Annotated in this window: 23 protein-coding genes; 8 read left to right on the forward strand and 15 right to left on the reverse strand. The window is 42.4% G+C overall.

From position 1 onward, the window contains the following. Nucleotides 1-250 precede the first annotated feature (250 nt). The 3 genes from phoB to ACGHEH_RS15150 all read left to right on the forward strand — a co-directional run bounded on the left by phoB (nucleotide 251) and on the right by ACGHEH_RS15150 (nucleotide 3,348). A complete protein-coding gene (gene phoB, locus ACGHEH_RS15140) occupies nucleotides 251-940 on the forward strand; it encodes a phosphate regulon transcriptional regulator PhoB (RefSeq protein WP_058028827.1) in 690 nt (229 codons plus the stop codon). Between the two features lie 27 nt (nucleotides 941-967). Continuing rightward, nucleotides 968-2,275, forward strand: a complete 1,308-nt coding sequence (gene phoR, locus ACGHEH_RS15145) for a phosphate regulon sensor histidine kinase PhoR (protein WP_390446820.1) — start codon at nucleotides 968-970, stop codon at nucleotides 2,273-2,275. A 104-nt stretch (nucleotides 2,276-2,379) separates the two neighbouring features. Next, nucleotides 2,380-3,348, forward strand: a complete 969-nt coding sequence (locus ACGHEH_RS15150; RefSeq protein ID WP_390446823.1) for a PstS family phosphate ABC transporter substrate-binding protein — start codon at nucleotides 2,380-2,382, stop codon at nucleotides 3,346-3,348. 63 nt (nucleotides 3,349-3,411) lie between these two features. Here ACGHEH_RS15150 and ACGHEH_RS15155 read toward each other — a convergent pair whose 3' ends face one another. The 8 genes from ACGHEH_RS15155 to sfsA all read right to left on the reverse strand — a co-directional run bounded on the left by ACGHEH_RS15155 (nucleotide 3,412) and on the right by sfsA (nucleotide 9,829). Next, a complete protein-coding gene (locus ACGHEH_RS15155) occupies nucleotides 3,412-3,636 on the reverse strand; it encodes a hypothetical protein (RefSeq protein WP_349284539.1) in 225 nt (74 codons plus the stop codon). Nucleotides 3,637-3,650: 14 nt separating this feature from the next. Then, on the reverse strand, nucleotides 3,651-4,499 hold the full coding sequence (gene panC, locus ACGHEH_RS15160; RefSeq protein WP_390446826.1) for a pantoate--beta-alanine ligase: 849 nt from the start codon (nucleotides 4,497-4,499) through the stop codon (nucleotides 3,651-3,653). Then, nucleotides 4,499-5,293 carry a 3-methyl-2-oxobutanoate hydroxymethyltransferase gene (gene panB / locus ACGHEH_RS15165; RefSeq protein WP_390446828.1) on the reverse strand — a complete coding sequence of 265 codons (795 nt, stop codon included), beginning with the start codon at nucleotides 5,291-5,293 and terminating at the stop codon, nucleotides 4,499-4,501. Before panB ends, panC begins: the two co-directional genes overlap by 1 nt. Before the next feature lie 21 nt (nucleotides 5,294-5,314). Further along, nucleotides 5,315-5,803 (reverse strand): 2-amino-4-hydroxy-6-hydroxymethyldihydropteridine diphosphokinase, encoded by a 489-nt coding sequence (gene folK, locus ACGHEH_RS15170; RefSeq protein ID WP_390446831.1) that lies wholly within the window; start codon nucleotides 5,801-5,803, stop codon nucleotides 5,315-5,317. After that, entirely contained in the window at nucleotides 5,800-7,167 is a 1,368-nt protein-coding gene (gene pcnB / locus ACGHEH_RS15175; protein ID WP_390446834.1) for a polynucleotide adenylyltransferase PcnB, read from the reverse strand. The genes folK and pcnB overlap by 4 nt, the downstream gene beginning before the upstream one ends. 438 nt (nucleotides 7,168-7,605) lie before the next feature. Continuing rightward, a complete protein-coding gene (gene gluQRS / locus ACGHEH_RS15180) occupies nucleotides 7,606-8,499 on the reverse strand; it encodes a tRNA glutamyl-Q(34) synthetase GluQRS (protein ID WP_390446836.1) in 894 nt (297 codons plus the stop codon). An 8-nt stretch (nucleotides 8,500-8,507) separates the two neighbouring features. Continuing rightward, the gene (gene dksA, locus ACGHEH_RS15185; protein ID WP_390446838.1) at nucleotides 8,508-8,951 is read right to left on the reverse strand and encodes an RNA polymerase-binding protein DksA; all 444 of its coding nucleotides are present in this window, start codon (nucleotides 8,949-8,951) and stop codon (nucleotides 8,508-8,510) included. A gap of 173 nt (nucleotides 8,952-9,124) precedes the next feature. Beyond that, a complete protein-coding gene (sfsA, locus tag ACGHEH_RS15190) occupies nucleotides 9,125-9,829 on the reverse strand; it encodes a DNA/RNA nuclease SfsA (protein ID WP_390446840.1) in 705 nt (234 codons plus the stop codon). A gap of 82 nt (nucleotides 9,830-9,911) precedes the next feature. On the opposite strand from sfsA, the gene pepB reads away from it, so the two are divergent. Further along, nucleotides 9,912-11,207 (forward strand): aminopeptidase PepB, encoded by a 1,296-nt coding sequence (gene pepB, locus ACGHEH_RS15195; protein WP_390446843.1) that lies wholly within the window; start codon nucleotides 9,912-9,914, stop codon nucleotides 11,205-11,207. A gap of 98 nt (nucleotides 11,208-11,305) precedes the next feature. Here pepB and ACGHEH_RS15200 read toward each other — a convergent pair whose 3' ends face one another. From ACGHEH_RS15200 to gpmM, 5 genes are all read right to left on the reverse strand, one after another. Next, nucleotides 11,306-11,725, reverse strand: a complete 420-nt coding sequence (locus tag ACGHEH_RS15200) for an HPP family protein (RefSeq protein WP_390446845.1) — start codon at nucleotides 11,723-11,725, stop codon at nucleotides 11,306-11,308. A 79-nt stretch (nucleotides 11,726-11,804) separates the two neighbouring features. Next, a complete protein-coding gene (locus ACGHEH_RS15205; RefSeq protein WP_390446847.1) occupies nucleotides 11,805-12,575 on the reverse strand; it encodes a divergent polysaccharide deacetylase family protein in 771 nt (256 codons plus the stop codon). 52 nt (nucleotides 12,576-12,627) lie between these two features. Then, on the reverse strand, nucleotides 12,628-13,857 hold the full coding sequence (locus tag ACGHEH_RS15210; protein WP_390446850.1) for a S41 family peptidase: 1,230 nt from the start codon (nucleotides 13,855-13,857) through the stop codon (nucleotides 12,628-12,630). Between the two features lie 40 nt (nucleotides 13,858-13,897). Beyond that, nucleotides 13,898-15,031 (reverse strand): murein hydrolase activator EnvC family protein, encoded by a 1,134-nt coding sequence (locus ACGHEH_RS15215; RefSeq protein ID WP_390446853.1) that lies wholly within the window; start codon nucleotides 15,029-15,031, stop codon nucleotides 13,898-13,900. Continuing rightward, a complete protein-coding gene (gpmM, locus tag ACGHEH_RS15220) occupies nucleotides 15,031-16,575 on the reverse strand; it encodes a 2,3-bisphosphoglycerate-independent phosphoglycerate mutase (protein ID WP_390446856.1) in 1,545 nt (514 codons plus the stop codon). Before gpmM ends, ACGHEH_RS15215 begins: the two co-directional genes overlap by 1 nt. 214 nt (nucleotides 16,576-16,789) lie before the next feature. Here gpmM and ACGHEH_RS15225 point away from each other — a divergent pair, with 214 nt between their 5' ends. The 4 genes from ACGHEH_RS15225 to gpsA are packed head-to-tail and all read left to right on the forward strand — an operon-like array spanning nucleotide 16,790 to nucleotide 19,023. Further along, nucleotides 16,790-17,221, forward strand: a complete 432-nt coding sequence (locus tag ACGHEH_RS15225) for a rhodanese-like domain-containing protein (RefSeq protein WP_390446859.1) — start codon at nucleotides 16,790-16,792, stop codon at nucleotides 17,219-17,221. A gap of 13 nt (nucleotides 17,222-17,234) precedes the next feature. Further along, nucleotides 17,235-17,492 carry a glutaredoxin 3 gene (gene grxC / locus ACGHEH_RS15230; protein WP_058028845.1) on the forward strand — a complete coding sequence of 86 codons (258 nt, stop codon included), beginning with the start codon at nucleotides 17,235-17,237 and terminating at the stop codon, nucleotides 17,490-17,492. Nucleotides 17,493-17,528: 36 nt separating this feature from the next. Then, on the forward strand, nucleotides 17,529-18,011 hold the full coding sequence (secB, locus tag ACGHEH_RS15235) for a protein-export chaperone SecB (protein WP_138479843.1): 483 nt from the start codon (nucleotides 17,529-17,531) through the stop codon (nucleotides 18,009-18,011). Between the two features lie 4 nt (nucleotides 18,012-18,015). Beyond that, nucleotides 18,016-19,023: an NAD(P)H-dependent glycerol-3-phosphate dehydrogenase gene (gpsA, locus tag ACGHEH_RS15240; RefSeq protein ID WP_390446863.1), complete on the forward strand. Its 1,008-nt coding sequence runs from the start codon at nucleotides 18,016-18,018 to the stop codon at nucleotides 19,021-19,023. 80 nt (nucleotides 19,024-19,103) lie between these two features. On the opposite strand, the gene ACGHEH_RS15245 is transcribed toward gpsA, so the two are convergent. Both ACGHEH_RS15245 and trmL read right to left on the reverse strand, forming a co-directional pair. After that, on the reverse strand, nucleotides 19,104-22,760 hold the full coding sequence (locus tag ACGHEH_RS15245) for an EAL domain-containing protein (protein WP_390446866.1): 3,657 nt from the start codon (nucleotides 22,758-22,760) through the stop codon (nucleotides 19,104-19,106). 88 nt (nucleotides 22,761-22,848) lie between these two features. Further along, nucleotides 22,849-23,313: a tRNA (uridine(34)/cytosine(34)/5-carboxymethylaminomethyluridine(34)-2'-O)-methyltransferase TrmL gene (gene trmL / locus ACGHEH_RS15250; protein ID WP_138479849.1), complete on the reverse strand. Its 465-nt coding sequence runs from the start codon at nucleotides 23,311-23,313 to the stop codon at nucleotides 22,849-22,851. Nucleotides 23,314-23,327: the final 14 nt, after the last annotated feature.

Here is a 23,327-nt window from a genome sequence, read left to right on the forward strand (position 1 = left end):
GTGATCCGATCAATTAAACTTGGTTTTAGTAAACAGATGTAATAATAGATCTGATTTAAGTGGTTTTAAAATAGCTGCTTAAATAATAAGGGAATTCACATAAATTATTGTTCTTTTTGGAATAATGTATTTTGTCATTTATATGACCTGATAAATATTTCTTTTTAAGATCGGATTATTTTTTCATAAAACTGTCATACTAAGTCATAATAATGAAACCAACTTGGGTAAATCGAAGAGAACTGTGGGAATGTCACGTAAAGTACTTGTAGTTGATGATGAAGCACCAATCAGAGAAATGTTGGTTTTCGTATTGGAGCAAAATGGATTTCAGGCAATAGAAGCTGAAGATTATGATTCGGCTATGGCTGCAATGGTAGAGCCATACCCTGATATGGTTTTATTAGACTGGATGCTTCCGGGCGGCAGCGGTATTCAAATTGCGAAAAAGTTTAAGCAAAGCGAATTCACACGTCAGATCCCTATCATCATGTTAACTGCACGCGGTGAAGAAGAAGACAAAGTAAAAGGACTTGAGGTAGGTGCAGACGATTATGTGACTAAACCTTTCTCTCCTAAAGAATTAATGGCACGTATTAAAGCGGTTATTCGTCGTGTGTCTCCAACCTCACTTGAAGAAGCGATTGAAGTGCACGGTTTACGCTTAGATCCTATTTCTCACCGAGTCACATCGGCGGGTAATGAATTAGACATGGGTCCAACAGAATTCCGTTTATTACACTTCTTTATGACTCACCCTGAGCGTGTTTACAGCCGTGAGCAATTATTAGATCATGTTTGGGGCACAAACGTATATGTTGAAGATCGCACTGTGGATGTGCATATTAGACGTCTGCGTAAGGCAATTGCACCGCTAGGTCATGATAGACTAGTACAAACAGTTCGCGGTGCTGGTTACCGTTTTTCTAGTAAAATGTAAGCACTCAGCTTTGGATACACTGTATTTATGTATCGAGTAATAAATAAACAGGCGTTAGTTAAACGCCTGTTTTTGTATTTTATACCACTGGCTTTGGTGGGCGTTTTAATTGGCGCACCTTTCATCTTGCTGTTTTTAGGCGCGCTCGCGCTGTTACTTTGGCATTATCATCAACTCTACCGACTCAGTGATTGGCTGCTCAACCAACGTAGTTTCAATCCGCCAGAAGGCGAAGGTGCTTGGGAGCAGATCTTCGAAGGGATCTACCATCTTCAGCATCGTAATCGTAAAAAGCGTAATGAGTTGGCTGAGTTGATCCGTCGTTTTCGTGAAGGTGCAGAAGCGGTACCTGATGCGGTCGTCGTATTACAAACTGATTTAAGCATTATTTGGTGTAATCAGCTTGCGCTGAAAGTATTGGGGCTACAATGGCCAACCGATCATGGTCAGCGCTTAGATAACCTAGTGCGGGATCCAAAATTTGCTAAATACATGAACAAGCAAAAGTTCGATGAGCCATTAGAACTAGAGGTATCGCATAATCAAGAGCAAACTCTTGAGTTTAGGGTAATGCCTTATGCGGGCCAGCTTATGATGGTGGTGCGCGACATTTCTCGGCTGAAGCAGCTCGAGCAGATGCGCAAAGATTTTGTTGCTAATGTATCCCATGAACTTCGCACGCCGCTAACGGTGGTGACTGGCTACCTAGAAATGATGGACGAGGATAACCTGCCACCGCCATCAATGTGGGCGAAAGCGCATCAAACCATGATTGAACAATGTCATCGCATGGATAGCTTAGTTAATCAGTTACTGTCACTTTCTCGGATAGAGGGGGCGCGTAAATATGATAATGATAAACCAGTCAGAGTACCTGATATGTTGGCACTGATTGCGACCGAAGCGAATTCACTCAATAAAGAAAAAGGGCATGAGATCAGTTTTGATGTTAACCCTGATCTTGATATTGTCGGTGCACCAGATGAGTTGCGTAGCGCCTTTTCGAATTTGGTGTTCAATGCGGTTCACTACACCAAACCAAACGGCAATATTCATGTGCAATGGCAAATGAAAGATGAGCAGGCGTATTTCTCTGTGACTGATAATGGTGATGGCATAGCCCCTGAGCATATCAATCGACTGACTGAGCGCTTTTATCGAGTTGATAAGGCAAGAAGTCGTAAAACCGGCGGCTCAGGCTTAGGTTTAGCCATCACTAAACATGTATTAACGCGTCATGATTCACATTTAGATATCAGCAGTGAAGTAGGTAAAGGTTCTTGTTTTTCTTTTGCTTTTCCAAAAACACGCATTGCTGATTATGACAATAAATAAAACAGTGGTCATAAAATTGTCATTTTTAAGTAATTTAACTGTCATTTAATCGCTGCAAAATGAACCTCGTTAACTAATTGGGACGAACAACTGGAGAAACCCAAATGAAATTTAAAAGTTTAGTAGCTGCAATGGGTGTAGCGGTAACAACTCTTTTATCAACACCAGCATCAGCTTTAGATGAAAAGCTACCTATGTACAATAAAACAAGTGGCATCTCAGGTAACTTCTCATCTGTAGGCTCTGATACGCTTGCAAACATGATGACTTTTTGGGCTGAAGAATATAAGCGTATTTACCCTAACGTAAATATCCAAATTCAAGCAGCGGGTTCTTCAACTGCGCCACCGGCATTAACTGAAGCAACTGCAAACTTCGGTCCTATGAGCCGTAAGATGAAATCTAAAGAAATCGAAGCGTTCGAAAAGCGCTACGGTTACAAGCCAACTGAAGTACGTGTAGCAATCGATGCACTAGCAGTATTCGTACACAAAGATAACCCAATCAAAGGTCTACGTATTGACCAAGTTGATGCAATCTTCTCTTCAACACGTAAGTGTGGTGCTGAAGGTGAAATCAATCGTTGGGGTGATGTAGGTCTTAACGGTGACTGGTCTGGTAAAGACGTACAGCTTTATGGTCGTAACTCAGTATCAGGTACTTATGGTTACTTTAAAAAGAAAGCACTATGTAAAGGTGACTTCCGTAACAACGTAAATGAGCAACCAGGTTCTGCATCAGTAGTACAGTCAATCTCTTCTTCAATCAATGCAATTGGTTATTCAGGCATTGGTTATAAGACGTCAGGTGTTCGTACTGTACCACTAGCGAAAAAAGGTGATAAGTTCGTAGACGCAACTTTAGATAACGTTTCTAAGGGCAAATACCCACTATCACGTTTCCTATACGTTTACGTGAACAAGCACCCTAACAAGCCACTTTCACCAATCGAAGCTGAATTCTTAAAGATGGTACTTTCTCAAGAAGGTCAGCAAATCGTAGAGAAAGATGGTTATGTACCACTTCCTAGCAAGGTTGCGGCTGCTGAAATGAAGAAGTTAGGTCTTCTTTAATTTAGGCAAATAGAATAAAAATAAAAAACCGCTGAAGTTCAGCGGTTTTTTGTGTTTGAACAATTAATTTAAAGTTTTATTTAGTAAAGCTTCGGTTTCAGCCTTACAGCTGTTGTAGTCGTCAATACACTCATTGCTACAAATCTGATGCCCTAAGGTGTTTTCTGTATGACGTTGTGCACAGTTACTTTCACATTGATAGTTTTGTTGTGCACATTGATTGAGTTCACTGCTGGTTGCCCCACAGCCAACTAACAATACAGAGGCGACAATAAGCAAAGCTTTCATTTTTAATTATCCTTCTACAAAGAAACTTGTAAGTTATCGATCAGTCTCACTTTACCTAAGAAAGCGGCCGCAAGAATAACAAACTCTTTTGTTTCAAGTGTAGCAGGTTTTAAATTGTCTTTTTCAGCAATGGCAAAGTAATCAGGTTTCAAACCGGCCTGTTCAAGTGCTTGTTTTGCTTCTTGTTCAATCGCATCGAACGCTTTATTACCTTGTTCAAGAGATTGACCCGCATTTAACAGCGTTTGATATAACACCTTGGCCGTGTCTTTCTCTTGCTCTGATAAGTAACCATTACGAGAGCTCATCGCCAGTCCAGATACTTCTCGCTGTGTTTGTACACCAATAATTTCAATTGGCATAGACAGGTCTCGAACCATAGCGCGAATGACTTGTAACTGTTGAAAGTCTTTCTCGCCAAAACAAGCAAAGTCTGGCAGTACCATGTTGAACAGTTTAGTGACGACGGTTGCTACGCCTTTGAAATGACCAGGGCGCGCACCACCGCAATAACCCATAGAAATATCAGGTACGTCTACATAACTTTGCGCATCCAGGCCATTTGGATACATAACATCAACGGTCGGCGTAAACACGAGCGCCGTGCCAATTTCAGCAAGCCCTTGTTTGTCGGCGTCTAATGTTCTTGGGTAGCTGTCTAAATCTTCGTTGGCACCAAATTGCATTGGATTGACGAAAATACTAACAACTACTTTATCCGCAAGCGTTTTCGCTTTTTCAACAAGTGAAAAGTGGCCTTGATGAAGATTGCCCATGGTTGGCACAAACGCAATACTTAAGCCTTGTTGACGCCAAGCCTTAATTTGGCTGCGAAGCGATTTTATTTCACTGACTGACTGCATTAGTTAAACTCGTGCTCATTACTTGGGAAGGCACCTGACTTGACATCATCACAGTATTTTTTAACTGCATCGTGCATGTTGCCTGTTTCGGCTAAGAAGTTTTTCGAAAACTTAGGAATGTAACCCGCTGAAATACCCACTAGGTCATGCATCACTAAGATTTGGCCGTCAGTGTCTTTTCCTGCACCAATACCAATCACAGGAATGTTAACAGACTCAGTGATGCGCTTAGCCAGCGCAGAAGGAATACACTCAATGACGAGTAGTTGTGCGCCAGCAGCTTCTAGTGCTTGTGCGTCTGCAACCATTTTATCTGCTTGCTCAGACTCACGGCCCTGAATTTTAAAACCGCCGAATACATGAACAGACTGCGGTGTTAAGCCTAAATGACCACATACTGGAATGCCTTGCTGAGTAAGCGCACGAATGCTGTCGTGTAACCACTCACCACCTTCTAACTTCACCATGTTTGCACCTGCACGCATCAACTGTGCAGCATTGTTACAAGCTTGTTCTACGTTGGCATAGCTCATAAATGGCATATCAGCGATCACAAATAAATCTTTTGAGCCTGCACGAACACACTTGGTGTGATATGCAATATCATCAGTGGTAACTGCAAGCGTGTCATCACCGCCTTGCAAAACCATACCCAGTGAATCACCAACCAAAACAACATCAACACCTTGGTTGTGAAAAAGCTGAGAGAAACTCGCATCATAAGCCGTTAATGCGGTAATTTTTTGTTTTTCTTGTTTCATTTTAGCCAGTGTAGAGACGGTCACTTTAGCCATGTTGTTCCTCTTGGGGTTAATTTAATTCAACTCTAATGGCGTTAAACCATTGAGTGGCACTTGCTGAGCAATATCAGCGAGTGTGTTGCCATTAGGCAGTTTAAGTTCAGGTGAGATTTCTAATAGTGGATATACTACAAACTCACGTTCACATAGACCATAGTGCGGCACGGTTAAGCGCTCAGTGTCTATAATTTGCTCGCCAAATAGCAGAATATCTAGATCTAGGGTTCTTGGGCCCCAGCGTTCATCTTTACGCTGACGACCTTGTTCAAGTTCAATACGTTGTAATTCATCAAGCAGAGCTTCTGGTGCAAGTCTGGTATTGAGTAATGCGACGGCATTAACATAATCAGGCTGATCTTGCGGTCCCATAGGCTTAGATGAATAAAACTGTGAAACTTTTTCAAGCTCACAGTCAGTAAGTGTACTTAGGGCTTTAACCGCGTTGTGCAGCTGTGCAACAGGTGCGTCAAGATTGGCGCCTAAGCCAATATAAACTGGGATCATGTATCACCTGTTTTTTTCTTTGGCTTTCTGCGGTAACGGCGACGCGGCTTTTTGCCATCAGATTGACCTAAGTTTTTGACAAGCTCTTTTTGACCGGTGACATCCGATTTTAAGTATTCAGTCCACCAATCAGCTAACGCTTGTTGATCGTCTTCGCCGCTTTCTACACGCAGTAGTAAGAAATCATAAGCGGCTTTGAAGCGAGGCTGCAGGCTTAAACGATAAGCGCGTTGACCTGAGCGTTTGTCTAAACGCATTTGAATATGCCAGATATCACGCGCGCCTAATGTAAAGCGTTTTGGTACAGATACGTGCTGGGCGTTTTGACTTAAAACTTGGTTCATCGCCTGATTGAAGGCGTCAAATTCTGACATGCCTTGTTGCTCGATGATCTGCTGAGTACGTTGTTGCAGCGGGAACCAAAGTAGCGCGGCATAGACAAACGCCGGCGTGACTTTTTTATCTTGATTAATGCGCGTATCGGTATTCGCAAACATTTGCTCAATAAAGCGCGCTTCAAAGCCGGTTTCACTTTGCTCTAAGATTACATCGAGTGCCGGGAATAGCTGTTTAAATAGACCAAACTCACGAAGTTGTAAGTAGTTTTCAACCGCTTTGCCATTTAAGAATAATTTTAGCGTTTCTTCGAATAAGCGGGCAGGCGGAATATTACCCAGTAAATCAGCAAGCTCATAAATAGGCTTTTTCGTGTCTGGCGCAATTTCCATGTCGAGCTTGGTTGCAAATCGAACCGCGCGTAGCATGCGCACTGGATCTTCACGATAACGGGTTTCAGGGTCGCCAATAAGTTCAATTTTACGGGCTTTGATGGCTTCCACGCCGCGAGCGAAATCATGAATGCTAAAATCATTAATCGAGTAGTATAGGGCGTTTATAGAGAAGTCGCGACGCTGAGCGTCTTCTTCAATGGTGCCGTATACATTGTCACGGAGCAGTTGGCCATGTTCGCTTGATTGGCTGGTCGCATTTTTGCGCTCATCGGCTTCATGGTGACCACGCATGGTGGCAACTTCGATGATTTCACGGCCAAAAACGATGTGCGCTAGACGGAATCTGCGGCCGATCAGGCGACAATTTCTAAATAATTTTTTGATTTCTTCTGGCGTAGCGTTGGTAACAACGTCGAAATCTTTCGGCTGGATCCCCATTAAAATATCACGAATACAACCACCAACTAGATAAGCGTCATAGCCACCATCTTTCAAGCGATACAAAACTTTGATGGCATTAGGGCTAAATTGCTTGCGCGAGATACCATGCTCGGCACGAGTGATTAATGCGGGTGTTGCCGAGGTTGTATGGTGTGCATCTGCAGAGTCTGGCTTGACCCACTTTTTGCACATGTTAATTAGCTTGGAAATAATGACCCGTCTCCTAAAACGCTCAATTGGTAACCTATTTAATAACCTGAGCTCTGGATAATAAATCTATCTCCTGCGGTTACTTTTAAAGCTAACTTCGTTGAATTTACTTTCAATAGGCCAGCTATTGAAAGTAAATTCGCCTTGCCTACATGGATGTAGGTACCTTAGCGATAGCAGGACGCGTGAGCAGTGTTATCCCTAAAAGTTTCCGGCTGCAGACTTGAAAAAACGTTTACTAATTTAATATCAATAAATTAGTAAATCTCTTAACCACAGCTCAGCTTAAATAGGTAAAATCAAAGTGGCTAATAATATACTAGCGTCACTAAAAAATTAAGCTAGGAGTAGAAATAAACTGATCTAAAAGTGGCTTTAGTGTGTCGTTATCTGGTGTGAATATACTTGATGTGCGTCTAGCTATAGTGTGATGCTCTTTTCAAGCACTTGTGGAATAGCGGTAAGAGAAAACTGTGTGATTGCCCAAGTTAAAACTTCTTCAACATTACTGAGTTTCATATCATCAGTGATGTTTATTCCTAAAAAGCTTAACGCGCGCAATAATTCAGGGAGCGGATCATCGATATTAATGGCAGGGGCATGGTTCTGTTTCGAGAGTTTAAAGCCAGGCTCTGTGACAGCCAAAGGTACATGGGCATACTCTGGTACTGAGTGGCCGAGTTGTTTAAACAAGCTAATTTGTCTTGCTGTGGGTTCTAATAAATCGGCACCGCGTACAACGCGACTGATCTTTTGCTCGATATCATCAATCACGACCACTAACTGATAGGCAAATAATCCATCGCGACGTTTGACAATATAGTCTTCGTCAGCCAAAGCATGAGGCACATTTACCTGACCTTGCAGTAAATCAGTAAATTGATAAACCGGCTGCATTTGCGTTAAACGAATAGCATGCTCATTAAAGTCCAGAGCCTGTGACTTACAATGACCTTGATACAGTCCACCCGCTTGTTTGATCATTTTACGCGTGCAATTACAGGCGTAAAGATCGGGTTTAAGCTGTGTTAGGGTATCTTGATAAAGCGCGTGACGCTGACTTTGGTACTCGACTTGTTCGTCCCAATGTAAACCAAACTTTTCAAGTGCAGTTAAGATGGCACTGTCAGCACCTTGCACGACACGAGGTGTATCTATGTCTTCCATACGTACAAGCCAAGCGCCTTGGTGTACTTTAGCGTCTAGATAACTTGCGAGGGCGGCAACGAGTGAGCCGAAGTGTAGAGGGCCAGAAGGCGAAGGGGCAAATCGGCCTCGATAACCCCTTGAATTGGACAATGCTTCTTTATGCATGTGCCGTATTAAGCGCGGCCGATCTGTTTTTCTTTGATCTCAGCCAGCGTTTTACAGTCTACGCATAGGTCGGCAGTTGGACGAGCTTCAAGACGGCGAATACCAATCTCAATGCCGCACGATTCACAATAACCAAAGTCGTCTTCTTCGATTAAGTTCAGTGTTTTTTCGATTTTCTTGATGAGTTTTCTTTCTCTATCACGGGTGCGCAACTCTAAAGAGAATTCTTCTTCTTGCGCAGCACGGTCAACCGGATCAGGGAAGTTTGCGGCTTCATCCTGCATATGGTTCATCGTTCTGTCTACTTCGTTGCGTAGGTCTGAACGCCATGCTTCTAAAATCTTTTTGAAATGCGCACGTTGTGCGTCATTCATGTATTCTTCGCCCGGTTGTTCTTGGTATGGTTGTAAACCGGCTTGAGCCAATAACCCTAATTTTTTTTGGTCTGGCATAGCATTCTCCTAAATCCTTAATATAACGGCGGCTGACGCCGGCGGCTATAAATAGCAAAATATGCTCCCCTAAGCAAACACTTTTTTTACTGTGGATTGGCTAAAATACAGCAGGTGCCAAATTAAGAGAACAACTTAATATTGGCTGCTATATGAGGGCATAGATGACTAATTCAAGAGCTAAGTACGGGAATTTTGTGATTTAGGATTATTTCTTGTGGGCTTATTTGGCAATTATAGGCAATAACTTCTACGCCGGCTATCTGAGCTTCACTCAGTAATTGCGCGTATTTCGGGTCAAGGTGGGCAGCAGCCTTTACCGACTCTATACCCGTATGCATCACCATAAATAGCAGCACAGCGCGATGCCCATGCTGAACGATATCGATTAATTCTCTAAGATGTTTTTGACCGCGTACCGTTTGAGTATCGGGAAAGTAACCTTGTCCGTCTTCTAGTAAAGTGACTGATTTTACTTCAACATAGCAAAGTGCTTTGTGTTCATCTTTAAGCAAAATATCAATGCGACTATTTTCTTGTCCGTATTTCACTTCGGGTTGCAAATGTGTATAGCCTTGCAATTCAGAAATTGTACCTTGTTCTATGCCTTCAATCGCCAGTTTGTTTGCAATCGCAGTATTCACACAAATGAGGTCACCCGCTGAATTCTCAGTGAGTTCCAACGAGTGCGCATACTTTCGTTTTGGATTATCACTGGTTGAGTAGTAAGCATTAAAACCCGGATCAGCACAGCCGGTCATTTTGCCTGTATTGGCACAATGAACTGTAAATGCTTGAATAGGTGTTTCTAGGTCAACTAAAAAGCGTTTATAGCGCTTTATTAAGGTGGCTTTTTCGAGCTTTGGCGTGAACTTCATTGTTTAATCGCAATAGGTTGGGTGATACTCTGTGCTAGTGTACACTTAATGCCATTAATAAGCGTATAAGAGAACACAATCTATGTCTGATAAATTCATTGTTCGTATCAGTGAGCAAGCACCTACAGCGCCGTGGAGTGCAGATGCATTGCTATCGTTTGATCAACTTGGTGCCATTGTTCACCTGCAGCAAAACGAAACACTTAAATTAGTACAAAAAGCAGCGCGCAGCCTTTCTCAACAAGGTGTTAAGCAAGTTGTATTACAAGGTGATGCTTGGTGCACTGAATCACAATGGGCGTTCTATCAAGGTTTCGTTACTGCTAAGCAACTTGATGGTGTTGAGTTTGTTGACAATGAACAGTCAGATTTAGCTGAACTTGCAGCATTAAAAAATGCGGCAACTTGGACGCGCCAGATGATCAACGGCACAGCTGAAGATGTGTATCCTGAGAGTTTAGCTAGCAAAGCGGCTGAGTTTATACAATCTCTAGCGCCTGAGCATGTAAGTTACAATATCATCAAAGGCAACGCACTACTTGAACATCAGTGGATCGGTATCCATGAAGTAGGTCGTGGTAGTGAACGCCCACCAGTATTACTTGAGCTTGATTACAACCCAACAGGTGACGAAGATGCGCCTGTAAGCGCAGCGCTTGTAGGTAAAGGTATTACGTTTGATTCAGGTGGTTACTCAATCAAACCTAGCGAAGGCATGTTATCAATGAAGTGCGACATGGGTGGTGCGGCGACTGTGACTGCGGGCCTTGCGATAGCTATTCAGCGTGGCATCGACAAACGCATCAAATTATTCTTATGCTGCGCAGAGAACTTAATTTCAGGTCATGCTTATAAGTTAGGTGATATTCTAACTTATAAAAATGGCACAACGGTTGAGATCGTAAATACGGACGCTGAAGGGCGTTTAGTTCTGGCTGATGGCTTAATGGCAGCTGGTGAAACAGGTGCGCCATTAATTATTGATGCAGCAACGCTAACGGGTGCAGCCCTGGTTGCTGTAGGTCAAGAATACAATGCATTATTTGGTCTTGATAAAGCATTGGTGTCTGAAGTTCAGCAGTTCGCTGAAGAAGAGTTTGAAGCGGCTTGGCCACTACCCCTTGAAAAGTGGCACCAAAATAACTGTCCTTCACCTTATGCTGACACTGCTAACAGCCGTGCTCAAAAAGGTGGTGGTTACGGTGGCGCATCGAATGCTGCGGGCTTCTTATCGCGCTTTGTACCAAATGAAGGCCAAGGTTGGGTACACATCGATCTAGCTGCTTCATTCCAAAACAGCGCTGGTAGTTTATGGTCTGCTGGTGCAACAACACTAGGTATGCGTACCGTGGCTAGAACATTACAAGCAAAAGCGTAAGCTTTTTTAAGCTAAGCTACATAAATTTTAAAAGGAGGCGAAGCCTCCTTTTTTGTATTTGCTTTATAACTGATTTAATCAATAGCTCAGGTTAGATATTAAGATAAAAGAGCCGCTGCAAGTCTAACAAAATCAGATGAAGTTAAAATCCCCAATAGTTTTCCATCTTCGTCGACGACAGGCATACAACCATGGCGGTTTTCGACAAAAAACTGTGCCACTTCACTAAGAGACTGTTCTGGTCGAATACTGGCAAAATCGGTTGCCATGATGTCTTGGGCAATGCTTTGCTTTTCCTTCCTTTCAATCGCATTGGGCCCGTAGGTTGCCATGATTTTCATTACCTGTGCGACCATGATCTTTTGTGTCAGCATACCTTTTAAAATACCTTGATCATCGATCACTGGAATGTGGCGAATGTTTTTTTCGCGCATCAAGTCGTGCACTTCTTTAACGGTTGATTGATGGTGCACTGCAAATGGATCGGCAGTCATGAGATCAGAAACAATATGAAGCATATTAAACAGTCCTAATTTGGATCAATGTATAAATTTATAACCCATTTTATTCGAGCTTGCTTAAATCGAGATCAAAGTTTTATTTTTCAGTGATGTTTGGTACGACTGTTCCTGTGTTTTTGGCGAGTTGAATGTATCGAGAGCGAACGAGTTGCGATAGGGGAACGAGCTCATACCCTTGTTCAAGTAGAGGCGGGATCTGTGCATGTAAAAATGCCACAGTTTCAGGATATGGGTGCGCGATGAGTACGCTTTGGCCACTTCTTAACGCGATACTTTTTGCTTCATTTAATTGTTGAGCAAAGTAAGCATCTTGTTTCTCGTTATCGAGAAAAACCTGGCGCGCAATATTCGCCACACCGTATAGGTCAGCCACGGTTTGTGCTTGTGACTCATTAGTCGTTCGGCTATCAAGAAAGTATAAACCGCGTTTGCGTAAGACTTCCATCGTCCATTTCATCGGATCGCTATATTGAGTCAGTGCCGATCCCATATGATTATTCACGCCACTGACTTGAGGTAAACTGGCTAGCGCGTGACCCAGTGTCATTTGTAGCGTTTGTTTATCCATGTCTAAAGTCAGTGCACCGGGTCCGAGCGCTTTGTCTTCAATTGCTTGCATAGGTACATGCAAAAGTAGCTCTTTACTCTGTTGACTGGCTAGGTATGCAAATTTTTGAGAATAGGGGGTATGCGGCAAAATGGCAAAAGTCAGCTCACCGGGGAGAGAAAGTAAATTGAGATCACGCTGGTGGTTTCCTACATCGTCGATCACAATGGCAATTTGTTTAGCATGTAAGGGTAATGCTAAGTAAAAAACACTTAGCAATAACCATAATAATGAGCGCACAGTGTATTCTTCTATTTATAAGCCTGTAGCTTGAGAGTGAGTACTCTCTTATTTAATTTTTATCTTTGTAATAACTTTTCGCGTCAACTAAATGCTTGTCTAGCAAGGCTAAATTAGCCATGTTGTTCGAAAGTTCACCAGCCATTATAGCGCGTTTATTTAAATGTGAAAGCCCTTGTTCAGCCAGTAAAATATTTGGTTTAATTCCGACACCATCGATAGAACGACCAGAAGGCGTAAAGTATTTTGCGGTTGTGAGCTTTAGTGCGGTAGTGCCATCGCCGATGGGGATCAGTGACTGCACTGAACCTTTACCATACGACTTACTACCAACGACTATTGCGCGTTGGTTATCTTGTAAGGCACCGGCTAAGATCTCTGCCGCAGAAGCCGATTGCTCGTTGATTAACACCACAATCGGCGCACCATTTAAAATATCACCGTGCTGTGCGACAAATTGTTGGTTAGCATCATAAAAGCGTCCTTTGGTGGTGACTATGGTGCCAGCTTGCAAAAATAAGTCTGAAATCGCCACCGCGCTGCTTAAAGTGCCTCCGGGATTATCACGTAGATCGATGATCAGTCCTGAAAGTGGTCCACCATTATTTGAAGTCAGTTTATTGATGTGACGCGCAACGTCATGATAACTGTGGTTATTAAAGCTCTGCAGAGAAATATAGGCATTTTGATTGGTTAAGAGCTGACTAAATACACTCTCTACATTAATTTCTTCGCGTCTTAAAGCCAAAGTGAGTTCACTTTTAGCTCGCTCGACAGTGATGTAAATAGTTTTTAGCGCCGCTTCTTTGAGTAACTTCGACACGTGGGCGATGTCTCTTTTTGTAACATCTTCAGAATTTATCGCTACCAGTTTATCGCCGCCTTCAATGCCAGCTTGTTCAGCGGGTGAGCCGGGTAATGTCCCTAAGATCACAATGCGATCGTCGACTTCTTCTACTTCAATACCTATACCTGTGTAACGCCCATTGGCGGCACTGAATAAGCTTTCAAGTTCACTAGAGCTTAAATACTTTGAATAAGGGTCAAGTTGCTCAAAGACATCGGTTAAGTTGCTTTTGTGATAATGACTTAGTGGCACATCATCCACATAATAGGTGTGAATATGGTAAAGAATCTCATTGGTTTGTTGCTGAGTAAATTGTGTTGTAGATGCAATAGCTGCAAGGCTGATATATAAACTCAGCATCGTAAACACGCATAAAAAAATAAATTTAGATTTAAGGCGATCTAACGGTTTTGAATTGATTAAGAATGAATTCATGTGCTGCTCCTAGTCAGGTGCAGCAAGGTTATTCTTTAACTTATTTGCACCATTTTACTGGATCGACAGCGCTTCCTTTATGCCGTAACTCAAAGTATAGACCAGGATCAGCTTGTCCGCCGCTCTGACCTACTAATGCAATACTTTCACCGCTACGAACTTGATCACCGACATCTTTTAAAAGCGTTTGCGCGTGACCATATAAACTCATATAACCAAGACCATGATCAATCACAATGACCCAACCAAAACCATTGAGCCAGTCGGCAAAAACAACTTGGCCTTGCTGCACGGCTTTAACGTTATCACCTGTTTTTGCAGCAATGACGACACCTTTCCAATTCATACCTGCATGTTTACGTTGGCCAAAGCGGTGTTTTAAGTGGCCTTTACTCGGCCAAGGCAATTTACCTTTTTTACTGCGCAAGCCAATTAATTCTACAGGTACCAATGACTCGCTTTGCTGTTCATTTAATTGCGAGAGCATGGTGATTAAGGTTTGTTCATTCTCTTTTAAATAGGCAATCGCACTTTGAGTTTGTTTTAGAGCGCTATTAAGTTGTGAAAGGCTGTTTTGGCGCTGTTCTTTGGTGGCTTTAAGTGCGTATAAACGCTCTGTTTGTTGCGTAAATAAATCGTTGAGTTGCTGCTGTTTCTGTTCAAGCGATTGTTGATTTTCAGCCAATTGCACTATGATTTTTTTTAACGCTTCAATTTGTGTGATACGGGCTTTATTGAAGTAATCGTAATAACTCAAAGTACGCTCAAGCGTTGCGCTATGCTCTTGATTGAGTAGCATTTTTGAATAGTCATGACTGCCAGTCATATAAGCGCTTTTTAATTGTCCTGCGAGTAGTGTTTGTAGCTTACTTTTTTGTTGTTCTAAGCGCTTGTTTTCACTTTCGAGGTTGTATTGTTGCTGGCGATTTTCATTGATCCCTTGCTCGGTCAATGACAATGCTTTAGCGTGCTGTGCAATTTGTAACTCGAAGTCACGTAATTTGCGTTTGAGTTTATTGAATCTTTCGCTTTGCTGTTGATAGCTTTTTTGGCTTTTCTCTAGTTCTTTTTGTACTGCGTCTAAATCTTGCTTAGTACGAGACTCGTTGGCATTGGCAAAAGCCAATACCAACATAGTCGTTATGCCGAAAATAATGCGTAAGCTTGTGCGCATTACTTAATGGTCATAATAGGTGAGCCTGTCATTTCTGCAGGTTGTTCCATACCAAGTAGGTGTAGCATAGTTGGCGCCACATCACTTAATGTTTTGCCTGTGTGAGGTTGTGCATCACGACCTACATAAATGAATGGTACCGGCTCGCTAGTGTGGGCTGTATGAGCTTGACCCGTTTTTGCATTGGTCATTTGTTCTGCGTTACCGTGATCAGCAGTGATCAATGCTTCACCACCGACTTTATCTAACGCTTCAACAACACGACCAATACATGCATCAACAGCTTCACAGGCTTTTACTGCCGCTTCAAACACACCTGAGTGGCCAACCATGTCACCGTTCGGATAGTTACAGATGATCACATCGTGTTCACCGCTTTCAATTGCTTCAACCAGCTTGTCAGTCAACATCGTTGAATTCATCTCTGGTTGAAGGTCATAAGTGGCAACCTGTGGAGAAGGGATCAGCTCACGCTTTTCACCATCAAATAACTCTTCACGACCACCACTGAAGAAGAAGGTTACATGTGCGTATTTTTCTGTTTCAGAAATACGTAGTTGTGTCTTATCGTGTTTCGCTAACCATTCACCAAGCACGTTATGGAGTTTTTCAGGTGCGAAGGCAATAGGTGCGTTAATGTCTGCAGCATATTCAGTCATCATCACAAAGGCGCTTAACTCTGGTGCTTGTTTCTTTTCGAAACCTGCAAAATCAGCATCGACAAACGCACGTGTCATTTGACGGGCACGGTCAGCACGGAAGTTCATGAAAATAACCGTGTCACCATCATTAATGGTTGAAGCAGGCGCTGCATCAGGTTGAACCAGTGATGCTGCAACAAACTCGTCGTTTTCATCACGCTCGTAAGCGGCTAACAGCGCTTCAACGCCAGTGTTGTAAGTATGTTGACCTTCAGCACACACCATTAGGTTGTAAGCTGACTCTACTCGTTCCCAGCGGTTATCGCGGTCCATTGCATAATAACGGCCCACAATTGAAGCAAGACGGCCGCAGTTTAATTCTGCAAATAGTGCTTCGATTTTTTCGATTGAAGCTTGTGCACTACGAGGTGGTGTATCACGACCATCTAAGAAGGCATGGAAGTAAACAGCGTTTGCGCCACGCTTTGCTGCAAGTTTAATAGCAGCAATAATGTGATCTTCATGACTATGCACACCACCAGGGCTCAATAGGCCCATTAAGTGTACAGCTTTACCAGCGTTAACGGCTTTATCGATGTTTTCTACTAACACAGGGTTGTGTTCAAATTCGCCATCATCGATTGCTTTAGTAATGCGGGTAAAGTCTTGATAAACAATACGGCCAGCACCTAAATTTACGTGACCGACTTCAGAGTTACCCATCTGTCCATCTGGTAGACCCACATCTAAACCTGAACCTGAAATGAGTGTACGAGGGCGGGTGGCCCATAAGTTATCTAAAACGGGCGTGTTTGCAGCTAAAATTGCGTTGCTTTCGCTTTCTTCTCTGTATCCCCAACCATCTAAAATCATTAGAACAAGTGGTTTTTTCTGTGCAGTCATTTGGGCTCCTAAACTAAGGCACGAACTCTGCGCGTAGCATACCCTGTTTTGTATGAATATTCAGCCCTTTGAAACGGAATAATCTTCATATTAACGTGAAGCAAATAACGCTTTTATAAAAGGGTATACCCAAACAATTGCAAACGGTATACTGCCGAGTCATTGAACATTAAGACAAGATCTAAATCATTGATCTAAAGTAGTTGGAATTTTCATGGAACAATATATTGAATTTATCGGCAATAATGCTGTGCTAAGCATTATTTGGTTAGCCCTTGTTGCGATGATTGTAATGAGCTGGTTTAAAAGCAAATTTTCTGCAATTCGACAAATTAACCCACAGCAACTGACACTGTTGGTTAATAAAGAAGATGGTCAGGTTGTTGATATTCGTCCGGCAAAAGAGTTTAACGCAGGCCGTATTGCGGGTGCTGTTCAACTGAGCGCTGAAAAAGCCAAACAAAGTGACTTTGCAGGCCTTGAAAAGTTTAAATCTAAGCCCATTATATTGGTATGTACAACAGGCATGACAGCAAATGGCATCGCAAACAACGTATTAAAAGCGGGTTTCGAGCATGTTTATGTACTAAGCGGTGGTATGGGCGCATGGCAAAATGCTAACCTGCCTGTAGCAACCGGTAAATAATCAAGAGGATTTTATGAGCAACGTTGTTATTTATACTAAAGATTACTGCCCGTTTTGCCACAGAGCAAAGGCACTGCTAGACAGTAAAGGTGTAACATACACTGAGTATGATATTGCTGCTCAGCCTGAATTACGCGACGAAATGATTGAAAAAGCAAATGGTGGTACGACAGTGCCACAGATCTTTATCAATAACACGCATATTGGCGGTTGCGATGATATGATGGCAATCGAAGCGCAGGGTAAACTAGATACCCTATTGAACGCATAATAATTACATTAAGAAATACAAGTTTTAGGAACACTCATGACAGAACAAGCAAATCAAGCTGCAGCTCCGCAGGAAGGCCCACAATTCACAATTCAGCGTATTTACACAAAAGATGTGTCTTTTGAAACGCCTAACTCTCCTGCTATTTTCCAAAAAGAGTGGACGCCTGAAGTAAAATTAGACATGGATACACGTTCTAACAAGTTAGATGAAGGTATCTTTGAAGTTGTACTAGCACTGACTGTAACCGCTTCTATCGGTGAAGAAACAGCATTCCTATGTGAAATTCAGCAAGCGGGTATTTTCCAAATCGCTGAACTTGAAGAGCTACAAATGGCACACATGCTAGGTGCATTCTGCCCGAACATTCTTTTCCCATATGCACGTGAAGCAGTCGCAGGTTTAGTGAACAAGGGTACTTTCCCACAACTTAACCTAGCGCCAGTAAACTTTGACGCGTTATTTGCTCAGTACATGCAGCAACGTGCAGCACAAGCAGAGCAACCAGCTGACGCATAATTATATGAAAACAGAACAATCAGTTGTATCTGTACTAGGGGCGGGGTCGTATGGCACCGCCCTTGCTATTAGTTTTGCCCGAAATGGACATGCAGTAACCTTATGGGGTCGAAACGCCGATGATGTTGAGACGTTAGCAACTGAGCGTAAAAATCAACGTTATCTTCCCGATATTACATTCCCTGAAACTTTAAAGCTTGAGAGTGATTTAGCAAAAGCAGTTAAGGCTAGTCAGATCATCTTAGTGGTTGTGCCGAGCCATGCTTTTGCAAAAACATTAGAGCAAATTCAACCTATGCTCAATGCGGGTGCTAAAGTGGTGTGGGCGACTAAAGGGTTAGAGCCGAATACAGGGCGGTTACTGCAAGAAGTCGCAGTTGAAAAGCTTGGTGAAACAGTGCCTTTAGCAGTGCTATCAGGCCCAACATTTGCCAAAGAAATGGCGGCAGGCTTGCCGACGGCTATTTCGGTGTCTGCAACTGAAGCTGAGTTTGCCAGTGATTTAGCTAAACTACTTCACTGTGGTCGTTCATTTCGTGTCTACAGCAATGATGACTTTATTGGTATTCAACTAGGTGGCGCAGTAAAAAATGTCATCGCCATTGGTGCCGGTATGTCTGACGGCTTTGGTTTTGGCGCAAACACACGTACTGCATTAATCACCCGTGGACTTGCCGAGCTTTGTCGTTTAGGTTGCGCACTGGGTGCCAAATCTGAAACCTTTATGGGTATGGCGGGTTTGGGGGATTTGATCCTTACCTGTACAGATAACCAATCTCGTAACCGTCGCTTTGGTCTTGCCCTTGGGAAGGGGTTAGGTGTTGATAAAGCTATGGATAGTATAGGGCAGGTTGTTGAAGGTTATCGAAATACCAAAGAAGTGTATTTATTGGCTCAACGCAGCGGTATTGAAATGCCAATCTGCGAGCAAATCTACCAAGTACTTTATGAAAATAAAGATGTAAAAGAGGCAGCCATGGCGCTGTTAGGTAGAGAGCAAAAGTCTGAGTAACACTCAAAGAAGTAATAACAAAAAACGGCGCTTATTTGCGCCGTTTTTTATGCGTTATTAGTTTTTACGAGGTATGCACGCTAGCTTAGCGTTGCGGTTTCTTCGAGCGCATTTTCTAACAACTGAGTTGCTTTATCAGCTGGAAGCGGCTTAGAGAAATAATACCCCTGCAAAATGCCACAACCCATGACGTTTAATAGATAAGCTTGTCTTTCATTTTCGACCCCTTCAGCAACTACAGTAATGTTGAGGTATTTGGCCAAGCGAATGATGGTGGCGGTGATATTTCTATCTTGATCTGATTGCTCAATATCCATGATAAACGAGCGATCAATTTTGAGGATATCAATCGGAAAGCGTTTTAAGTAGCCAAGTGATGAATGGCCAGTCCCAAAGTCATCAAGTGCAATCGTCACGCCCAGCGCTTTAAGGCGATGCATAATTTTAAGGGCTTGCTCAGGGTCGGCCATCATCGCGCTTTCAGTGATCTCTAGCTCTAGACAATGGGCTGGAATATGATGCCTTAGCAGGCATTCACGGACAGTGTCCACTAAAAAGTCACTTTCAAAATGCTTAGCTGAAATATTAATTGCCACATGGTTACCTGACAGCCCCATCATGCGCCAATGACTAATTTGCTTACAAGCAACATCCAATAAGTAATTCGTCATAGGAATAATCGCGCTGCATTCCTCAGCAAAAGGAATAAAATTAGCAGGGGGTTCTATGCTGCCATCGTCTTGCTGCCACCTAACTAACCCTTCAAAACCTACGAGTTTTCTACTTTCTGCTTGATATTTAGGCTGATAAAAAAGTTTAAATTGCTGATCGTCTATAGCCCTCAACAGGGCAGATTCTCGGGATAAAATAGTGGGATCTAATTGATGACGCTGTTTATCAAAAAACTGGTAACTGTTATTACCTTTGTGTTTTGCATGATCTAATGCAGAGTCTGCACAGCGGATCAGATGCTCACTATCAATTGCATCGTCAGGATAGATAGCTAAACCACAAGAAGCGCTGACTGAGGTCTCTACGCCTTGATGCGTAAAAGGATGATTTATACATTTTAAAATGTCATCAGCGAGTTTTTTAGCAAAGAAAATCGTCATACCAGAGAACAGGTAAGGCGGTATAAGTACAGCAAATTCATCACTACTGACACGTGCCAGTGTAAAGCCTTTATCAAGGTGTTGAGATAAACGATTAGCGACTTCTTTTAGCAGTGCATCACCACTTTCATGGCCCATGAGGTCGTTAATTTTTCTGAAGTGATCGATATCAATCAACACCAGTAATAAGGATGGAAACGCTTTATTACAGCTCGCTATAGCTTGATTCAGTGATTCAATAAAAAGCGTACGATTTGCAAGTCCGGTTATTGAATCTCGCGTTGATAAGTTCAGTAACGCTTTTTCATTGGCTTTACGCTCTGAAATGTTTGTCAGTACACCGAGATAAAATACCTCTGAAGGATGATCTTCATGGGTCAACTTAGTCACTGTTACATCGAGCGCGAGTTTTTGATGACTGGCGCCAAGCGTCCAGATTTCGCCAGTCCAATAATCGTTTAACTGGCTTTCTGCAACGATATGTTGCTCAAGTCTACGGTCTCTGCCTTGCTCGGTATAAATTTTTGGTTTATGACCCACTAATGCATCAGCAGAGTAGCCTGTAATATCACTATATGCTTGGTTCACTTTGAGTACATTAAAGTGTTCATCGGCAAGCCAAATTGCATCTTTTGAATGGGTCATGAGCATGTCACTGAAATGCTCTGTCAATTTTGATTTTGAAGTACGCAGCTGCTTGTTTAGTAACCAGTAAACACAGCCTCCACTCATGACTAAGGCTAACACCCAGTGCCACCAAACTTGCTTTGGTTTTGAGGCAGTCACCGTCAACGTTTTCGACATACTTTGACTTGACGCGACCACTTCTAATGCTGACATTTCAGTGGGAGTCAGGGTGAGCTTATTGTTTTCAAGTAATCGCCATGGTGCATCTTCAGATAAACGATAGCTTAGCTGGCAGGTTTCGCAGGTGTTAAACCATAAACTAAAGCGCTTTACATCCGCTTCTATGGTAAGCGGCAACTTTGGTGAAAATGACTCAGTGATTTTATCTCGGTAATGGTAGCGCACATGCGACAGCGCAAGTGTTGGAGATTGAATATGCGCTTGCTCAGCAATAAGTGAGAAACTGTCATTCAATAGCATCAGCTTTTGTCTAAAACTCAGCACTTGGCGTTGTGCTTGAAATGGCGCAATCAAGCGTTTGGTTACGCGATTTTTATAATGCGCGATCCCTTGTTTATCAAATTGCCAAATACCTTCTTCTGCGTGGGCTAAATATTTACCGGTAAATTTATTACGCTGGATGAAGCCTGTTATTTGTTTATTGACCAAAGTCAGCGCAAACAAGCCCGATTCGGTACTAAGCAGGAGAGTATTATTTTGCTTAGTGTAGAGCACATCATGGAATGTCAGGCTTTTAAAAGGTAATGACAACTTTTGTGCAGAGCCTTGTTCAAGCAACCATAATTCGTTGGCCGTCGAAGCGATAAACTGATTATCTGATAACTGTGTGATGCTATGGATACTTTCAATATCATAGCGGTGTAGCAGTGTTTTGCTACCCATATCAAACTGGCTTAAGCTACTGTTGTCTCTGACCCACAAATTGCCATCATGGGTAAAATAGAGCGCTTGTGTATTTTGCTTATCAATAAAAGGAGTGAAACTCCCTTTCTCGCCGCTAAAAATAAAAATTTGTTGTTCAGTTGCGACAGCCCAGCGACCACCATCAATATAACGTACTGCATTTACAGGTTGACTTTTCGCAAACTGCTGAAAAGCCCGCATACCTATTTGGTAAAGCTTCAACTCTTCAGAATTTTCAATGTCAGTTTGTAAGTTTAATTGAGCAGGTTGAAACTTGTGCCATTGACCCAGTTGAGAAAGCCAAATTGACTGGTCAGACACTTTCAAATCATCAATCGGCAAGTTATTAACTTGGTATTGGTACTGGGTCTGTGTGTTTAGATTGTAGCTGTTAATAAAGCTACCTTTGAAACTCACTAGATTAGAATCAAAAACGACGAGGTTATCAGCTGAAAAAAGAGGGTCAGTTTGTAAAGTTTTATCAAACAAAAACACCTCGCCAGCTAAAGATTTTAAGATGACTTTATCTTGATGCAGTAATAAGGTGTCGGTGTCAAATGGCAAGGTTGCGAATTGTTGCTTGCCACTCATCATGTCCCAACGCATAAGGGCCTTGTCTTCAGAGACATATACCACGCCTTGTGGTGAGGCTTGCCAGAGTTGCTGTTTTAAATCGATAGGTAAAACCGATAAAGTCGTATTCACCAGTTGATAAAGGCGTTCATTGCTTTGAAAAATGATGCCATTATTGGTTTGGTTGATTTTTGTGACAGGGGTTTGTAACCAGGTGCGTGTTTCACCCGTCACAGTATTGATCTTAGTTAGGCCATTTTGATGACCTACCCAAAGAAAAGGCGCTTGACTTAAAATACTTAAAAACGGTGCTGTGAGGTCATGAGTGAGCTGCTGAGCATTAAACTTGTTATGGCCGTCGAATTTAATAATATCATCAGCATATAAAAACCAATGCTGATTATTGGCCTGACTTGCTATGGCTTGGGTAGTGCGCTGCGATGCAAAAACTGAGTTGCACAATATTACGAGACACAACAGCAATGAATGCCATAACTTCATAATATTTAATATCCTCCTCAGTCCTTTTAATATTTAATATTAGTGAATTATTCATCGCTGTGCGAGTAAAATGTTAAAAAACGGCTAACTATTTTGAGTTTGGAAAGCCGAGTTGACGCCATGACTCGTAAACGAATACTGATACCGCATTTGATAGGTTCATACTGCGGCTGTCAGGCTTCATAGGAATACGCACTCTTTGCTCTGCAGGCAGAGAAAAAATGATGTCTTCGGGCAAACCGCGAGTCTCAGGCCCAAACATTAAACAATCACCGGCTTGGTATTCCGGCTCATGATGATACGTGCTGCCTTTTGTGGTGCAAGCAAATACGCGTTTAGGTTGCTCAGTTTCTAAATAACTTTCAAAGGAAGGATGACGTTTTACTTCACTGAATTCATGATAATCAAGACCTGCACGACGAATACGCTTATCATCCCACTCAAAGCCTAGCGGCTCAATTAAGTGTAATGTGTAGCCGGTATTAGCACATAAACGAATGATATTTCCCGTATTTGGTGGGATCTCAGGTTGGTATAAAACAATATCTAACATAATCACCTCTAAAG

Source organism: Pseudoalteromonas sp. MTN2-4, from assembly GCF_042848605.1.
Taxonomy (GTDB): domain Bacteria; phylum Pseudomonadota; class Gammaproteobacteria; order Enterobacterales; family Alteromonadaceae; genus Pseudoalteromonas.

Coding starts and splice junctions, on each gene's coding strand:
- phoB (WP_058028827.1), top strand. CDS start 251: ATGTCACGTAAAGTACTTGTAGTTGATGATGAAGCACCAATCAGAGAA.
- phoR (WP_390446820.1), top strand. CDS start 968: ATGTATCGAGTAATAAATAAACAGGCGTTAGTTAAACGCCTGTTTTTG.
- ACGHEH_RS15150 (WP_390446823.1), top strand. CDS start 2,380: ATGAAATTTAAAAGTTTAGTAGCTGCAATGGGTGTAGCGGTAACAACT.
- ACGHEH_RS15155 (WP_349284539.1), bottom strand. CDS start 3,636: ATGAAAGCTTTGCTTATTGTCGCCTCTGTATTGTTAGTTGGCTGTGGG.
- panC (WP_390446826.1), bottom strand. CDS start 4,499: ATGCAGTCAGTCAGTGAAATAAAATCGCTTCGCAGCCAAATTAAGGCT.
- panB (WP_390446828.1), bottom strand. CDS start 5,293: ATGGCTAAAGTGACCGTCTCTACACTGGCTAAAATGAAACAAGAAAAA.
- folK (WP_390446831.1), bottom strand. CDS start 5,803: ATGATCCCAGTTTATATTGGCTTAGGCGCCAATCTTGACGCACCTGTT.
- pcnB (WP_390446834.1), bottom strand. CDS start 7,167: ATGTGCAAAAAGTGGGTCAAGCCAGACTCTGCAGATGCACACCATACA.
- gluQRS (WP_390446836.1), bottom strand. CDS start 8,499: ATGCATAAAGAAGCATTGTCCAATTCAAGGGGTTATCGAGGCCGATTT.
- dksA (WP_390446838.1), bottom strand. CDS start 8,951: ATGCCAGACCAAAAAAAATTAGGGTTATTGGCTCAAGCCGGTTTACAA.
- sfsA (WP_390446840.1), bottom strand. CDS start 9,829: ATGAAGTTCACGCCAAAGCTCGAAAAAGCCACCTTAATAAAGCGCTAT.
- pepB (WP_390446843.1), top strand. CDS start 9,912: ATGTCTGATAAATTCATTGTTCGTATCAGTGAGCAAGCACCTACAGCG.
- ACGHEH_RS15200 (WP_390446845.1), bottom strand. CDS start 11,725: ATGCTTCATATTGTTTCTGATCTCATGACTGCCGATCCATTTGCAGTG.
- ACGHEH_RS15210 (WP_390446850.1), bottom strand. CDS start 13,857: ATGAATTCATTCTTAATCAATTCAAAACCGTTAGATCGCCTTAAATCT.
- ACGHEH_RS15215 (WP_390446853.1), bottom strand. CDS start 15,031: ATGCGCACAAGCTTACGCATTATTTTCGGCATAACGACTATGTTGGTA.
- gpmM (WP_390446856.1), bottom strand. CDS start 16,575: ATGACTGCACAGAAAAAACCACTTGTTCTAATGATTTTAGATGGTTGG.
- ACGHEH_RS15225 (WP_390446859.1), top strand. CDS start 16,790: ATGGAACAATATATTGAATTTATCGGCAATAATGCTGTGCTAAGCATT.
- grxC (WP_058028845.1), top strand. CDS start 17,235: ATGAGCAACGTTGTTATTTATACTAAAGATTACTGCCCGTTTTGCCAC.
- secB (WP_138479843.1), top strand. CDS start 17,529: ATGACAGAACAAGCAAATCAAGCTGCAGCTCCGCAGGAAGGCCCACAA.
- gpsA (WP_390446863.1), top strand. CDS start 18,016: ATGAAAACAGAACAATCAGTTGTATCTGTACTAGGGGCGGGGTCGTAT.
- ACGHEH_RS15245 (WP_390446866.1), bottom strand. CDS start 22,760: ATGAAGTTATGGCATTCATTGCTGTTGTGTCTCGTAATATTGTGCAAC.
- trmL (WP_138479849.1), bottom strand. CDS start 23,313: ATGTTAGATATTGTTTTATACCAACCTGAGATCCCACCAAATACGGGA.